General features: G+C 51.0%; 11 protein-coding genes. 4 read left to right on the forward strand and 7 right to left on the reverse strand.

Annotation, left to right across the window (positions count from 1 at the left end; translation table 11 throughout):
* Positions 1–126: 126 nt before the first annotated feature.
* The gene (locus ACR6Z4_RS03415) at positions 127–966 is read right to left on the reverse strand and encodes a serine/threonine protein kinase (protein ID WP_479715814.1); all 840 of its coding nucleotides are present in this window, start codon (positions 964–966) and stop codon (positions 127–129) included.
* Positions 967–1,650: 684 nt separating this feature from the next.
* Between ACR6Z4_RS03415 and ACR6Z4_RS03420 the strand changes: the two genes are divergently transcribed.
* A complete protein-coding gene (locus ACR6Z4_RS03420; protein WP_479715815.1) occupies positions 1,651–2,292 on the forward strand; it encodes a hypothetical protein in 642 nt (213 codons plus the stop codon).
* Positions 2,293–2,389: 97 nt separating this feature from the next.
* Here ACR6Z4_RS03420 and ACR6Z4_RS03425 read toward each other — a convergent pair whose 3' ends face one another.
* Together ACR6Z4_RS03425 and ACR6Z4_RS03430 are read right to left on the reverse strand one after the other, a co-directional pair.
* Positions 2,390–3,622, reverse strand: a complete 1,233-nt coding sequence (locus ACR6Z4_RS03425) for a glycosyltransferase family 4 protein (RefSeq protein ID WP_479715816.1) — start codon at positions 3,620–3,622, stop codon at positions 2,390–2,392.
* Positions 3,619–5,202 carry a lysostaphin resistance A-like protein gene (locus ACR6Z4_RS03430; RefSeq protein WP_479715817.1) on the reverse strand — a complete coding sequence of 528 codons (1,584 nt, stop codon included), beginning with the start codon at positions 5,200–5,202 and terminating at the stop codon, positions 3,619–3,621. Before ACR6Z4_RS03430 ends, ACR6Z4_RS03425 begins: the two co-directional genes overlap by 4 nt.
* A gap of 650 nt (positions 5,203–5,852) precedes the next feature.
* Between ACR6Z4_RS03430 and ACR6Z4_RS03435 the strand changes: the two genes are divergently transcribed.
* Both ACR6Z4_RS03435 and ACR6Z4_RS03440 read left to right on the forward strand, forming a co-directional pair.
* Positions 5,853–7,235 (forward strand): histidine phosphatase family protein, encoded by a 1,383-nt coding sequence (locus ACR6Z4_RS03435; RefSeq protein WP_479715818.1) that lies wholly within the window; start codon positions 5,853–5,855, stop codon positions 7,233–7,235.
* Positions 7,236–7,246: 11 nt separating this feature from the next.
* Complete coding sequence (locus ACR6Z4_RS03440; RefSeq protein WP_479715819.1) at positions 7,247–8,518, forward strand: dihydroorotase; 1,272 nt, start codon at positions 7,247–7,249, stop codon at positions 8,516–8,518.
* A 217-nt stretch (positions 8,519–8,735) separates the two neighbouring features.
* On the opposite strand, the gene ACR6Z4_RS03445 is transcribed toward ACR6Z4_RS03440, so the two are convergent.
* Positions 8,736–10,451, reverse strand: a complete 1,716-nt coding sequence (locus ACR6Z4_RS03445) for an FAD-dependent oxidoreductase (protein WP_479715820.1) — start codon at positions 10,449–10,451, stop codon at positions 8,736–8,738.
* A 389-nt stretch (positions 10,452–10,840) separates the two neighbouring features.
* The gene (lepB, locus tag ACR6Z4_RS03450) at positions 10,841–11,473 is read right to left on the reverse strand and encodes a signal peptidase I (RefSeq protein ID WP_479715957.1); all 633 of its coding nucleotides are present in this window, start codon (positions 11,471–11,473) and stop codon (positions 10,841–10,843) included.
* 899 nt (positions 11,474–12,372) lie between these two features.
* On the opposite strand from lepB, the gene ACR6Z4_RS03455 reads away from it, so the two are divergent.
* Positions 12,373–13,731 carry a dihydroorotase gene (locus ACR6Z4_RS03455; protein ID WP_479715821.1) on the forward strand — a complete coding sequence of 453 codons (1,359 nt, stop codon included), beginning with the start codon at positions 12,373–12,375 and terminating at the stop codon, positions 13,729–13,731.
* Between the two features lie 64 nt (positions 13,732–13,795).
* Here ACR6Z4_RS03455 and ACR6Z4_RS03460 read toward each other — a convergent pair whose 3' ends face one another.
* On the reverse strand, positions 13,796–14,881 hold the full coding sequence (locus ACR6Z4_RS03460) for a peptidoglycan-binding protein (protein WP_479715822.1): 1,086 nt from the start codon (positions 14,879–14,881) through the stop codon (positions 13,796–13,798).
* 125 nt (positions 14,882–15,006) lie between these two features.
* Positions 15,007–15,132, reverse strand: a complete 126-nt coding sequence (locus tag ACR6Z4_RS03465) for a hypothetical protein (protein ID WP_479715823.1) — start codon at positions 15,130–15,132, stop codon at positions 15,007–15,009.
* Between the last annotated feature and the right edge of the window lie 55 nt (positions 15,133–15,187).

Consider the following 15,187-nt stretch of genomic DNA (forward strand, 5'->3'; position numbering starts at 1 on the left):
CAAAAAGAATTGAGTTTTATTAAAGCCACGATCCCAAGTTTATAGCACTGTGCAGATTGATTCCGTACGGTGTTGTGGGGCGCGGAGTGCCCCACAACACCATTTCTGCACTAAACGAGTACAAGTTCACGATGCCACGACAGACTGTTGAATACTTCTCAACGCATCCAATGCTTCTTGCGCCGACATAAACCGCTTATCTAACTCCGGTTCGGTCATTTGCTGCAACCAGGCAACAAACGCCGGATTACAAGCTCTGAGTTGCTCAATTTCATTGACTTCTACCCGAAATCCCCGCTTGGGCATCTCTTCCGGCTCTAGTTCAGCGATCGCTCGAATCAACGTCATCCCCAGCCCATACAGGTCAGAAGCCCGAACCGCACGCCGACCCATTTGTTCGGGCGGCATATAGCCATCGGTGCCCACCATGGTAAAACTGGTGTGATCGCTCACCCCAAACGATTTCACCGAGCCAAAATCAACCAGGCTGACCTTCGCTGCCGAGTCTTCGGTGCGGCTCGATAGCAACACATTACTGGGTTTAATATCGCGATGCACAATCGGCGGATCGTGATCGTGCAGGTAGATCAATATTTTGAGAACCGCTTTTGCCAGCAACAGTGCTTCTTTTTCGCTGAGTGTCCGTCCTTTGCTGAGATATTGCTCTAACGAAACCCCGTCAATGTAACTTTGGATCAAGGCAAGTGCCTTGCCATCATTGGCTAAATCAATTTCAAAGTATCCTAAATATTTTGGTGTTGCTGGATGATCGAGAGTTTGTAGCGTTTGCACTTCTCGGGTAAAGAGTTTGAGATCATCCTGGTGCATCTCATCGTCAATAAATAGAACTTTAAGAATCACAGGGGAATCTGTAACCAGATCGCGAGCGAGCAATGTCCATCGCCCAGCCTTTTTCCCGAGCTGCTTTTCTACTTCGTAGCGATCGCCTAAGATTTGACCTGGCATATGCTTCCCGATATCACCAAAACGTTACAGATTTTTGCAAGGGTGAAACTCTGATTTTACGGCAGAGTTGCAAGAAACATCGAAGATTCAATATTGTATTTCCTTTGCATACATTAAAACAAATTGTTGCATAGGGTAATAATAAACATTGCACTCTCAGAGTTGAAGACTGCGCCCCTGAAGCGTGGCGTCGCCGCGCTTCCAAACCATTAACACCGACTCTAGAACATCACCATCCCATTTTAATAACCTTTATAGCAATCCTATTTGATCTGTGAAAATGATCCGGTGTGAAAGCGCCCGCCCGAAGGGCGGGCGCTTTCACACCGGATTGAGGATCGCTATATCTCTAATCTTCGGTGATGTTCTATCGCAATCCCAATTTTCCAGCGTCATACCGATTGAAACAGACTGCACGGCACATCAATCTTCTGTAAGGGCGCATCGCCATGCACCATTAGGGGATCTGGTGCAATCGTTAATGAAACTGGTATAGCTTTACGTAGTCACGTTAGGACGTTGGGGTGTGGGGCGGTGCCCCACGCAGGGGTTTTACCCCTGCACCCCGTCCTAACCTAAGTGCGTAGCGCTATATTCAGATCGGGGCGATCGCCATTCACCCCAAAAATAACCGGATTCTCTGTCGATTGAGCTGAAGATTAGAAAAAATTCTGTCAGCTCATTATGCAGAAAACGGTTTACTCAGTTGCCGCTTTAACCCCTGCCTTCCTGATTTTGGGCGGATTGCAGCAAGCAGCACAGGCTTACAATCCCACCGCTCAAGATGTGGGCGTCGATCAACTTTATGCGCAGTTGCAGCAGTCTGTTTGTCAGAATGACTGGAATGGCGCTTTAAACCTGGTTGAACCGATGATTGGTTCGCCCAGCATTACACCTGCTTACCGCCAGCAACTAGTTAATTTTCGGCACCAATTAGAAAGCTGGCGGGCGGCGGGCGCTTATTACAGCGGCTATGCCGAGTGTGGTCGAGAGGTGATCTTCTCGCAATCGGCGCAAGGTACTTCTGCGGCTTATACCCAAACGGTTACCGATCAAGGTCAAGATATTGCCGTTCAGCAACTCTACCTGACTCTGCGCGAAGCCGTCTGCCAAAACGACTGGGATGGTGCAATGGGAGCGATCGCCCCGTTAATCGGCTCGTCTAGCATTACCCCGTCTTATCGCCAGCAACTCGTCGGTTTCCGACAACAACTTCAAGACTGGCGCGCCGCCCGCTCCACCCTCAGTCAGGGCAATAGCTGTAGCACTGTTGCGAATAATATCCCGGCACCTGAGCAAGTTGAACCCGTTGCCTGGTCGATGTAGGGACTGGGACATGGGAAAGCTTTGAGGTTTAAATTTAACAAATTTGCTATGGCAACCATCAAGGTTATGTGAGAGAGTCGCGCGGCGCGCGACTCTCTCACAACCATTGCTCCATCCTGCCATTTGCCACGTCTTCTAGCAGTTGCAAATGTTTGGGTAGGAGGGTGGTGCGAGCATAGTGATTTAGCACAGTCTGGCGAGCGTTGTCGCGAATGGATTGCAGACGGGTCGGGTGATCCAGCGCTTCATTGATGCGATCGCTAATGTCTTGGGGATTAAAGAAATCGACCAGCAGTCCATTTTCGCCATCGCGGATGACTTCGGTCACGGGTGGAGTATCAGACGCCACCAGTAAGCATCCGGTAGACATGGCTTCGAGCATCGACCAGGACAGCACAAACGGTCGAGTCAGATAGACATGCACCGACGAAGCCTGGATCACTTTGCGATACAACTTGTAAGGCAACGTACCAATGAAATGAACCCGCGACAGATCGAGGGGCACTTGTTGCAGCATCCAGTCTTTGTAGCTGGTGCCATCAGGACGAGGTTTGCCATACGCCACTCGATCCGCAGCAACGATCGCCACATGGCAATGGGGACGACGTTCTAATACATGGGCGATCGCCTGAATAAATTGGGGAAATCCGCGATACAAGTCCATTCCCCGTGCCACATAGGTCACCAGTTCATCCACCTGCGATAGGTCAAGATCATGGTCAGGCAAAACCAACTTAGCGCCGGGTGCGGGATGGAAGTAGTCGGTATCAATGCCATCGTGCAACACGCTGATTTTGGGGTGGTAGTCGGCAGGAAACTGACGGCGTTGCCAATGGGTGGGTGAAAGTCCCCAATCACAGCTATGCAAGTCCATCAAGATAGCCGCATTGCTGGCACGGCTGCGCAGAACATCATCCATGCTGGGCGGATCGCTGGGGTCAAAATCCAGATCTGTACCCCGTGCATGAACAAACCACTCGAAGTAGCACAACAACGGTACATCAGGAAACACATCTTTGATAAACATGGCGGACCCCCAGCCCGAATGACCGCAGATGATATCGGGAATAAACCCGATCGCCTTAAGTTGGTCGGCTAAGCGAAACACGGCTTGCCCATGCAACACTGCCGCTTCAAACGGACGCACATAAAAGTGAATGTTGGCATGGGGTTCACGGCTGGGTGCAAAGATGGCTTTCGGGATACCCGGCAGTTCCGTCTCTGTGTTTTTGGTCGCAAACACAATTTTGTTCCCCGGATCCTGTGCCAATGCTGTTGCCACAGAACGGTACTGAGCCGGGAAATTATTGTGCAAGAACAAAACCTTCACTTGCCGCCACTACCCAAAATAAACAACCCCAGCATCGTGACGCTGTTCCACAAACTATGGAGCAACATCGGTGCCAAAAGACTGCGCGATCGCGTATAGACCAGGCCCAGCACAGTACCCAATACGGTCAGCGGCAAAACTTCCGATAAGCTCAAATGGGCGATCGCAAAAATCAACCCACTCAGGGCGATCGCTTTACTAACCGAGACATAGCGAGTTAAGGAGGGCAGCAAAAATCCGCGAAACAGCAACTCTTCAAACACGGGCGCGGCGATCGCGGCGGTAAATAAGAAAATCCCTAACGCCACTGGATCATTTTCCTCCAGGACAATTTGCAATAAGGGATTGCTGCCCCCTTCGCCTTGCCAGATGCGCTGATTCACCAGCGATACCAAAATCATCAGCGGCAGTGCTATCAGATATCCGCCAATGCCCCACAGCCACCAGCGACTGCGCAGCTTCACACGAAACCATCCTTCCGGCAACGGCAGCTTGCTTCTGATCGACAGATAAAGAATCAGCAGCGTTGCCCCGGCGACAAACACATAAGATGTCAGCACCGAAACGGCCTGGGCACGGCTGCCAAACATCGTAAAGTTAAACCCACTGGAGAGAATCAAACGCAACAACCGGGGGACAAACAGTTGCCCAACAAAGAAAAACCCCACAACCAGGACTTGCACAATCGTTTCCCAGTCCCAGGGGGTTTCCCAGGCAGTTTCCCCATTTTGAGCCAAAACAGCATCTTTCCCTTTGACCCCGCGTTGAATCAACAAAATCACCAGCAAGCCAATCCCAACCACAAACCCCAACATTGGGAAAACGCTGACCAGTGCCAGTTTTAGCAACGTTTCCTGGGCAATTTGCTGTTCAGCCGCCTGTAACGGTGCGATCGCATCGTTGCGTTGTTGTAATTGGTAGAGGCGATCTAACGTCTGATAGCGAAACCAGCCATCCAACGTTTCCTCAATCGTTGCCTCAGCATCGGGCAATAACCGGGGCGGATCACTCCATAACCCCAGCAACACCCGTGCCGCTTCCACAACCGCGCGCGGTTTACTTTCGGTTGAAAATTGCTCGGCGTCCGTCCGGGGCGTTTTTTCAGTGAGGCTGTCCCATAGCGTTAATGCTGGATTTAAGTCTCCCTGTTCTGCCTGAATAATGCCAATACGTAAATCAATTTGGGCGATCGAAATCTGTTGTTGTTGCAACGCTTTTTGCAGCGACTGGGCGATCGCCGGGTCTGCCTCAGCTTGTTTTAACTGCCGCTCCAGCTTTGCTAAATTATCTTGAGCCGATTGCCGAACCGATTGATATTGTTCTAAAGCTGTTTTTAAAGGATTGTCTCCCAAAAACGCTTTAATGGCAGATTGTTCCTGGGCTTCTGAAACGTCGGGGGTCTTAAACTCGGAGGCATGAAGGATCAGATCGGTTTGATACAGTTGCAAACGGCTGGTAATTTGGGGAGCATCCCAACTGGCGAATAACGAGACGCTAACTTGAACCACGACAATAACAGTTAGCAGTAGTAAAACCAACCGTTTCAGGGACGTTACCGATTCCTGTGAGCTATTGACCATTGATAGAAATCTTGCCTCCACGAAACTCTCTGAAACCCGTTGCTTCTTTCCTGTCTGGCATTATCGCACTCTTCCCCCAGCGTTGCTGATTTTGCAGCGCTTTTGAGCATGAAACCTCTGCCTGTAGCGCTTCGCGGGTAGATTGTGTTTGTTGTGTGAGAGCCGCGCGGAGCGCGGCTCTCACACAACACCGTGTATTTCATGCCCTGAGAATTGCCGTGAACGGATCAACAGGTTAAGCCGATGCGCTTAAGACAGGTTAGAATGCTTCTGATTACCCTGTGAAATGGACTTAAAAGATCAGAAATTAAATAAAATGCAGAAGTTTATTTTTGGCAGTACGGCACTATCGTGCTGCCAGAGGTAAACTTTCGGTTTTATAAAATCCACGATCTCGACGCCCTATGCGAACAGGGATGAGAAGAAGGGATCGCTTAATATCCCAACCCTACTAAAAATCAGCCGTTTAGATCGTCTCTGAATCGACAATATGGGTTTGAGCGTGGCGATGCAGGTATAGCACGGCTGAGCTGCACTACACCCGCATCCTCGTTCACAATCCATAGCAGGGCAGCGATCGCCCAACAGCGATCGCACACCCGTGGTAGATGGATCGAGCCGCCTTTATCCCGCGTGACTCGAATCCCAACATGACTTATTTCAAGGAGGACACAGCCCTGGCTACTCGCGTTATTCTTGTGCGGCACGGCACCAGTACTTTTAATGTTCAGCGAAAAGTACAGGGTCATTGTGATGAGTCTAACTTGACAGTCGAAGGGCGTGAAGATGCCGTGAAAGTCGGTCTTGCGCTACAAGGCTTGCAGTTAGATGCAGCTTACAGCAGCCCGCTGCAACGGGCAAAAACCACCGCAGAACTGATTCTGGCAAATCACAATCAGACGGTTCCACCTGTGGGCGATCTCCACTTCAGTGATGATCTCAAAGAAATCAACTTAATGCTCTGGGAAGGAATGCCCTTTGATGAGATCAAAGAAAAATTCCCAGACCAGTATCAGGTGTGGCACGATCGCCCCCATGAGCTACATATGTCTGTGCCCACCGAGACAGGCACCCTTGAGTTCTATCCGGTGGTGGATTTATACGAACAGGCAAAGCGGTTTTGGCAAGACACGCTCGGCAATCATCCCAACCAGACCATCCTTGTTGTTGCCCATAGTGCTATCAACCGAGCGCTGATCTGCACGGCGTTGGGGTTGGATGTCACCAACTACAAATCGTTCTATCAAGCCAATTGCGGCATTAATGTGCTGAATTTTTCTGGCGTCTTTGGTGATCCGGCGCAGTTAGAATCGCTCAACCTGGTGACACATCTCGATAAACCAATGCCAGGGTTTAGGGGCAAGCAGGGGATTCGCCTGTTGTTAGTGCGGCACGGCGAAACGGATTGGAATCGGCAGAAAAAGTTTCAGGGTCAAATCGATGTGCCATTGAATGAGGAAGGGCGATCGCAATCTGCCAAAGCGGCGGCTTTCTTGCGTGACATTCCCATTCAACGAGCCGTCACCAGCCCGATGCTGCGTCCAAAAGAAACGGCTGAAATCATTCTACAAAAACATCCCGACGTGCAACTGGAACTGGATCACGAACTGCGGGAAATCAGTCATGGGCTATGGGAAGGCAAGCTGGAAGAAGAAATTAACCAGCTTTATCCCGTAGAACTGGAGCAATGGAAGCGATCGCCAGAAGTGGTGCAAATGCCCGAAGGCGAAAACCTGCAAGATGTTTGGCAACGAGCGATCGCATCCTGGGACGCGATCGTTGCCTCTACCCCGGTTGAGCCCGGTCAGGTGACGACTGTTTTGGTGGTGGCACATGATGCCATTAACAAAGCCATCCTTTGCCATCTGACGGGTAAGGGACCCGATTATTTTTGGACGTTTAAGCAAGGCAATGGGTCGGTTACGGTAATCGACTACGACAACAGCAGCAGCCAACCGTTGATCCAATCCCTTAATATCACCAGCCACTTGAGCGGTAGTGTCCTCGATAAAACCGCCGCAGGAGCGTTGTAGAGAGATCGTCTATGTCTAGCGAACTGCTCCGCCAAGTCCGACTGCTGGATCCGCTGAACAATGCCGATGGTGTGGCTGATGTCTGGATCGAAGATGGGCTGATCAAAGCGATCGCCGATTCGATTGAGTCGGTACCGGAGTCCGTTCACGTTTACGATCGCCCTGGGTTGGTGTTGGGCCCTGGATTAGTCGATCTCTATAGCCATTCGGGAGAACCGGGGTTTGAGTCCAGAGAAACGCTGTTGTCGTTGATGCAAGCGGCGATCGCAGGTGGGTTTACGCGGTTAACCCTGCTGCCCGATACCGATCCCGTCTTGGATCAGCCAGCGGTGCTGGATCTGTTTCGCAATGCCCTGAAGCGCTATCCCGATCTGCCAATTGCTCTATCCCATTGGGGTGCCTTAACCCTAGCCACCGAGGGCAAACAACTTACAGAATTGATGGAATTGTCAGACGCTGGGGTGGTGGGCTTTACCGATGGCAAACCGTTGCCCCATAGCTTACTGATTCGCCGACTGCTGGACTATACCCGTCCCCTCCATCATCCTCTGGCTTTCTGGTGTTGCGATCGCGATCTGGCTGCCAATGGTGTCGTCCGCGAAGGCAGCGAATCGATTCGTCTGGGTTTACCGGGTAGTCCTGCCAGTGCCGAAACAACGGCGATCGCCAGCTTACTGGAACTGCTCGACCCCACGGCTCCGCCCATTCACCTGATGCGGATTTCGACGGCTCGGGGAGTGGAGATGGTGCGGGCTGCCAAAGCCAACGGCTTACCCATCACTGCCAGCGCAACCTGGATGCATTTACTGCTGAACATTACGGCGGTTGGTAGCTACGACCCCAACTTACGTCTCGATCCTCCGCTGGGTAATCCCGAAGACCAGGAAGCTCTGATTCAGGGTATCCAAGACGGCGTGCTGGATGCGATCGCCATCGACCATAGCCCCTACACCTACGAAGAAAAAACTGTCGCCTTTGCCGAAGCCCCTGCCGGTGCAATCGGGTTGGAACTGGCACTGCCCCTGCTCTGGCAAGAATTCGTTGTTTCTGGCACATTATCTGCTCTCACCCTCTGGCGCAGTCTGAGTACACAGCCTGCCCAATGTTTGCAACAATCACCCGCCAGCATCGCCATCGGGCAACCCGCCGAACTCACCTTGTTTGACCCCCAAGCCTCCTGGGTCGTGAACAAATCCAACCTGAAATCGCTGGCGACCAATACCCCCTGGTGGGGACACGAAATCAAAGGTCAAGTCGTCAAGACCTGGGCAAAAACCACTTAACGCTTGAGAGAGAGACGCGCGGAGCGCGTCTCTCTCAACAACCACTCTTAATCTATCCAGACGCGAAATGCTATAGTTCAGCCCACCTTGAGGAAATTGGTATAGGCGGAGTTTAGACGAAATGCGCGTCTGAACCCCAGGAACCCACAAGAAAATAGGATCCCAGTTTTAGGGTGGCGCGGCTTCGCCGCGCCACCCTAAAACTGGGATTTTATTACTACGATAAAGCCGACTGGCTAACCTCATAGGGTTGGGATGGTGATTGCGGTAGTTTTCGCTTAAGATGATCTGCCAATCGCAGGGCTAAGGTGACAATCATGAAGGTTGAATTGGCTTGCCCAGACGTAACAAAGTTAGAACTGCTGGCAACAAACAAATCATCAAATCCATGAACGTTGCAATTTAGCCCAACCACACCATCACTGGGATGCTCTGACATTCGGGTTGTGCCAATTTGGTGAAAGCCATCAGAGGCTTGCTCCCACACACTTGCCTCAAGGTCATCCGTCAGATATTTCAAATACCCACACTTATGCTTTCTCAGGTGTTCATCCCAATAGCGATGGGCACGCACCACACTATCGATGTCTTGAGCCGTGTAACGCAAATCGATATTCAGCTTTCGCATGCCTAACGCATCCGTTTCTGAACTCAGGCTCACCATGCTGTTTGGGTTGGGCACCTGTTCGGCATGGTAATGCAAGTAGTACTCATTCGAGGCGCTATAGACAAACAACGCCGGAATTTTTCGTTTGGCAATATATCGCTTGTACCCAAACGTCGGTGCAAAGGTCAGAGTATTGCCGAGATCCTGTAATACATTGCGAATGTGTGCCCAGGTTTCGGGTTTGGCATTCTCTCCAATTGCTGACTTGGCGATCGCCTTTGCCGTAAGACGCTTCCCTAATACCGGCGAACTCAATGCCAGATACGCCAGAGACAAGACACCGCTACCGTGGGATGGATCACCAAATTTGGGAGTTCCTAACCACGCCACAACATTGCTTAGCTCTTTCTCGTGCTGAAACTCACGGGTAAAGGAAAATCGCCGTCGCAGATAAATCTGATCTGAATCCTGGTCAAACCCAAACACGGTCTCTTTGGCAGGGGTGGTGAAGTGCACCATGGCAATATCTCCCGACAGGTGCCCCATGTAAAATCGCCCCAGCAAGCCACTGTGGTTGCCAATGCCCCCAGCCTGTTGGCGATCGGAAGCCAACAACAATCGGGTGGTATTCAGCGCACCCCCGGCTAAGATATATTTGCGGGCTTGGATTTTTAGAGACTTACCGCCCAGAGTTTTAGCCTGAAGGGCAGTGACGTGGGTTCCCGATTCAGCGGCTGAAATTTCTGTACAGGTCAACCCATACAGCAGCTTAATCCGTTCCGATTGCTTTAAGTCCTGGAAATACTCTTTGCCAAAATTGGTAGGCAGTGACCACCGCTCTAGCGTAGACGTCAGCACATCGCCGTCTGGTAACCCCGGCACGATTGACTTCTGCGCGATCGTCGGAACATGGTGAGCATCAAATTCTGATGTCCCGCAGAAAAAATAATCGCAGGCTCTTGGGAAATACTCCGTAACCTCGTCATAGGTGATCGGCCAAGACGAATGGGGAATATAGCTGCGTCGGTCAAAATCAACCGGATCATACGGCAAGCACCGCCCACCCCAAATAACGGAAGCACCGCCAACTTGCAGACGCGTACATTCCGACATCGGCGCATGAAAGTTGGGATCGAAGTGATTGGCATCACTCAGCGTTTGGATAGGTTCAGAAAAGTCCGGTCGCCCACTTTCAATCAAGGCGACATCATACCCAGCCTTCGATAATTCCAGGGCTAAGACAATTCCTGCGGGCCCTGCACCCACAATGGCGATGTCTGAACGGACGGTCGATTGGTCTTGAATGACTTCGGCATCAATGAGCATCAATCAAAATAGAGATACGTCAAGGACATCAAAAGCGTTGAAATACAGAATCTCAGCTGAAACCTTAGCAAATCTGCTTAGAGAATAACAAGGCTGACCCGTCATCACTTACATGAACTTCACAAATCAAGACAGGGTTCTAGGGAGATTTCTGAAAAAGATGTTACCCCCTGTGAGGGCAAAGCATTCGTTGGATAGTCTTTGTGTAAATGACGAAAATCATGATCCGAATGCTTCACCCCTACGATTTGCTGGGATGACCTTTTCTAGAAATCGTCGAGGATCGTGGATTGAGTCAGCCCGACGATGTATTTTGGGCATCACAATAGAGCCGTGCTACCAAACGTAAACGTCTGAGAGTATTTCAGTCGTGATCCTCAGGGGTCAGATTACTCTTCTTGCTCACCCTCTTCCCGATACGGTGGCTCAGGACCGATCGTGCCAATCCGTGCAATCGGCCAGAAGCGAACAACAGCACGCCCAATAATGTTTTCACGGGGGACATACCCCCAGAAGTGGCTGTCATAGCTATTGTTGCGGTTATCACCGAGGACCAGATAGGAATCTGGCGACACAACCTCAGGTCCCCACTGATAATCTGGAGCCGCCGCAATATAGTTTTCGTCGAGTGGCTCGCCATTAACAAACACCAGCCCATCTCGAACTTGAATTTCTTCACCCGGTAAGCCAATCACACGCTTAATAAATGCGTCTTTCAAACTCGGATTTTCTTGTTTCAATTTGTCGGTAGGCCAAAATACCACGATGTCGCCCCGGTTGGGACCACCAAAGTGATAGCTAATTTTTTCAATAATCAGGCGATCGTTAACTTGTAAGGTCGGCACCATCGATTCCGAAGGAATATAACGGGCTTCTGCAACAAACTGACGAATGCCCAATGCCAGGAAAATACTCAGAGCAACCGTTTTTAGAGCCTCCATCCAGGGGTTTTCGGCAACCGCTTGGGAATGAACCGGCCGAGGATTGGGCGGCTGCGGATTAAAATTACTGGACTGGGACAACAACTCTGAATTCGGAGATTGAGGATGGGCAGATGTAGCGTCCGGATCCGATTGAGCGTCGTGATTGGATGGCATTGGCGTTGGCTCAAGGGGTTGCTCAGGCATAGTTGCAAATTAACTTTAAAGGAATGGGGGCTGACTGGGTGCAGAGAGCATCTGGATCATCAGTTTAATCGAGGACATACCCGGTCAGCGAAAGACTTCGCAACGGTGAAGAGTATAGCGCTTTGCGCCTGGATAAGTTGAGGTTTTTGTGAGAGAGCTGCGCGGAGCGAAGTTCTTTCACAGCAACTTGTACTTCACGCAATTGAGAATTGCAATCGCAGATTTGTAAGCGATTTAAGATTGAAGCTTAATGTTTCATCGACCCGAGTGAGAACGACGAGAGGACGAGTAACCTCCGATACTGGCAAATTCTTAACCGCTAACATCAATCATAGAATATCGATTTTAATCAAACGTTTTAGGGTATGACAGTAATCGAGGGTGATCGTGACCAAATGAGAAGGCACTCAGTATCCTGACAACTCTAAAACCCATGAATTTTCGGGAGAGTGCGGCTCCACCGCACTCTCCCAAAGTCATTATTTACAGCGCTTCGCGCTTGGATATATTCAGTTTTTTGTTGTGTGCCGCGCGGAGCGCGGCACACAACAAAAAAACTGTGGCTTAAGCAATTGAAAATTGCTGCAAGTTACGTCCATAGCGCTTCGCGCCCGGATAGATGACCGTTATTGTGTGAAAACGGCGCTCCGCACGGCTCTTACACAACAGATCGCACTTCACGCTATTGAGAATTGCGATATGCGAATCCTTAATTCAATTTGTTAACTTTAACTTTACAGATAAATATTGACGATTGATATAGCGTTCACACAGTTAGGTTGTAAATCAGGGCTATGTCTGTCTCACCGAGTCTGCTTATTCGTCATGCCCGCATCTTATTGCCCAACGGGGAATTTTTAGTGGGGGATGTCCTCACTCAAGGACGAGCTATTGTCCAGGTTGCCAGTGCGATCGCCCTTTCTGATATCGGTTCAGTCGATCGAGAAATTGACGCCACTGGGTTAACGCTGTTGCCGGGAGTTATTGATCCACAAGTCCATTTCCGGGAACCCGGACTGGAATATAAAGAAGACTTATTTACTGCCAGCTGTGCCTGTGCCCGAGGTGGGGTTACTTCGTTTTTGGAAATGCCCAACACTCGCCCCTTAACCACGACTCAGGCAGCCCTCGACGACAAATTGCAACGGGCAGCCGCAAAAAGCTTAGTAAATTACGGCTTTTTCATTGGTGCCACAGCAGAAAACCGACCTGACTTGCGAACGGCGAACCCCGTATCGGGGATCAAAATCTTCATGGGTTCGATGCATGGCGATTTATTGTTGGATGAAGAAACGATTCTCGACCAGATTTTTTACCGGGATGTAACGGCAAACCCGCCTGCGGAAAATCGGCTGATCGCGGTTCATGCGGAAGATCAGGCACGAATTCGGCAACGCCGCGAAGAATTTGCCGGTCGCACCGATCCGGCGGTTCATTCTCAAATTCAAGACAATCTGGCGGCGCTTCAAGCCACCCAACTGGCACTGAAACTCTCTAAGAAATATCAGCGACGGCTCCACATTTTACATATGTCCACTGCCGAAGAAGCTGAACTGATGCGGATTGATAAGCCTGCCTGGGTGACATGCGAAGTGACACCCCAACATCTGTTGCTCAATACCGATGCTTACGCCACCATTGGTACGCTGGCACAGATGAATCCACCGTTGCGATCGCATCATGATAACGCCGTCCTTTGGCAAGCGTTGTTAGATGGCATGATCGACTTTATTGCCACCGACCATGCCCCCCATACCCTGGAAGAAAAAGCCAAGGAGTATCCCAATACCCCCTCTGGAATGCCAGGGGTGGAGACATCGTTGCCGTTGATGCTGACCCAAGCCGCACAGGGACGATGCAGCGTTGCTCAGGTGGCAAATTGGATGTCAACGGCTGTAGCCAAAGCCTATAAAATTCCCAATAAAGGAGCGATCGCTCCTGGCTCTGATGCCGATTTAGTTTTGGTAGATCTGGAAACCTACCGCCCCGTCACCCGCGAAGAACTCCAGACCAAGTGCGGCTGGAGTCCGTTTGAAGGATGGAATTTAACCGGATTTCCCGTGGTGACGATCGTGAATGGGCAGGTCGTTTATGATCACGGCAACCTCAACACCGAGGTGCGTGGCGAAGCCCTGCAATTTACGGCTGTTTAACCGCTGTTTAACAAGAGAGGGTGAGCCGCATGGCTCACCCTCTCTTTCGTGTATCAAACCGTGCTTAATTCACCATTTCCAGATAATCGGAGGCGACCCAGTTTCCGTCTGCAAGTTCTGCCCAATTGCGTCCTGCACTCAACACCGTCGCTCCTGTGAGCCGCACTGTATTCCCTTGAACCAGGGTAGTGCCGGTATCTTGCCCGTTGGGGGCATCCCGCACAATTAACGCATCGGCGACAATGCGAGCCGTCCCGGCGCGGGCAATGGGTGGTGTGCTGGTGCGGGTGGTTGTGGGGGTGGCAGTTGTAGACGCAGCCGTTGGGCTAGTGGTGGCAGCGGGGCTAGCGGATGAGGCGCTAGAGGGCACACTGGCACGGGCAGACGTCGATGAACTGCCTGTCGAATTGGAAGCGATCGCTAAATATTGCGAGGCAACCCACCCCGGTTCGCCTGCCAACCGCACCCAGGTATAACCATCCAGACGCATCTCTTGACCTGTGAGTGACACCCTTGCCCCATCCGGTTTAATGGCGATCGCTGTAGAGTCTAAACCCGGATTCGCCCGCACAGTCAAGCCCCCTACGGCATCCACTACCGCTGCACGAGGCGTGCTGGTAGTTGAGGGAGAAGGTGTTGACTCAGTGGTCAAAATAATACCGGGAGCCGTTGTCGCCGTTGTACCGGAACCAGGCGTTGCGGTAGACGTTGAGGTTGTGGGAGACGCTGTGGTGGTTCTAGGTTGGGTGGTGGTAGCGGGGGGAGTTGCACTGGCGCTGGTAGCCTCTCCTAAACCCAATGCAGCCAGGGTTTGAGGACCGACAATGCCATCCGCTTCTAAGCCTTGCGATCGCTGAAATTGCACCACAGCACTTTCGGTCGCCGGTCCAAAAACGCCATCAATTTCACCCAGGTCAAACCCAGACTCAACCAACGCGGCTTGAACCTCTCTGACATCTGCGCCGCTATCTCCAGACCGCACTAACGCCAGAGCATCGGTAGAGCTTGTCAAGATAGAAACTGCTGCCACGACACCTGCTAAACCAACACCAGCCGATTGAGTCACGGCTGCACCCATCTCTTCAACAGATCGAAGTTGAGGGGTGGGGGTCAAGTCTTCGTAGGCGACAGACGCGTGAACAAATGCCATGAGTTCCATAAAATCCTCCAACAGGTAGACCGACAACTAACGGGCACTAGGCGGACAACAGGTGCTATCACTGTATCGCAATCGCTTATCTCATTTCTTATCGCAAAGGGTTCACATGCTCTACTCTATAGGGCTGAATTGTCGTACAGTTGCCATTCGCTCAACGCAACAGATGGAGCGCTCTGATGCAAGTTGATGGGAGCGATCGCCACTGTATTGGCATAGAGGGTATTTGAACTAAATTTTGCCAACAGATGTATTTTATAAAGTGTAATCTTGCATGGTCACATCTCTGAGAGATGCAAA

The sequence above is a fragment of the Calyptranema fuscum S582 genome, assembly GCF_055793305.1.

What these genes read in the sequence shown, in the direction of transcription:
- ACR6Z4_RS03415 (WP_479715814.1), bottom strand. Translation starts at nt 966, where the DNA reads ATGCCAGGTCAAATCTTAGGCGATCGCTACGAAGTAGAAAAGCAGCTC.
- ACR6Z4_RS03420 (WP_479715815.1), top strand. Translation starts at nt 1,651, where the DNA reads ATGCAGAAAACGGTTTACTCAGTTGCCGCTTTAACCCCTGCCTTCCTG.
- ACR6Z4_RS03430 (WP_479715817.1), bottom strand. Translation starts at nt 5,202, where the DNA reads ATGGTCAATAGCTCACAGGAATCGGTAACGTCCCTGAAACGGTTGGTT.
- ACR6Z4_RS03435 (WP_479715818.1), top strand. Translation starts at nt 5,853, where the DNA reads ATGACTTATTTCAAGGAGGACACAGCCCTGGCTACTCGCGTTATTCTT.
- ACR6Z4_RS03440 (WP_479715819.1), top strand. Translation starts at nt 7,247, where the DNA reads ATGTCTAGCGAACTGCTCCGCCAAGTCCGACTGCTGGATCCGCTGAAC.
- ACR6Z4_RS03445 (WP_479715820.1), bottom strand. Translation starts at nt 10,451, where the DNA reads ATGCTCATTGATGCCGAAGTCATTCAAGACCAATCGACCGTCCGTTCA.
- ACR6Z4_RS03455 (WP_479715821.1), top strand. Translation starts at nt 12,373, where the DNA reads ATGTCTGTCTCACCGAGTCTGCTTATTCGTCATGCCCGCATCTTATTG.
- ACR6Z4_RS03460 (WP_479715822.1), bottom strand. Translation starts at nt 14,881, where the DNA reads ATGGCATTTGTTCACGCGTCTGTCGCCTACGAAGACTTGACCCCCACC.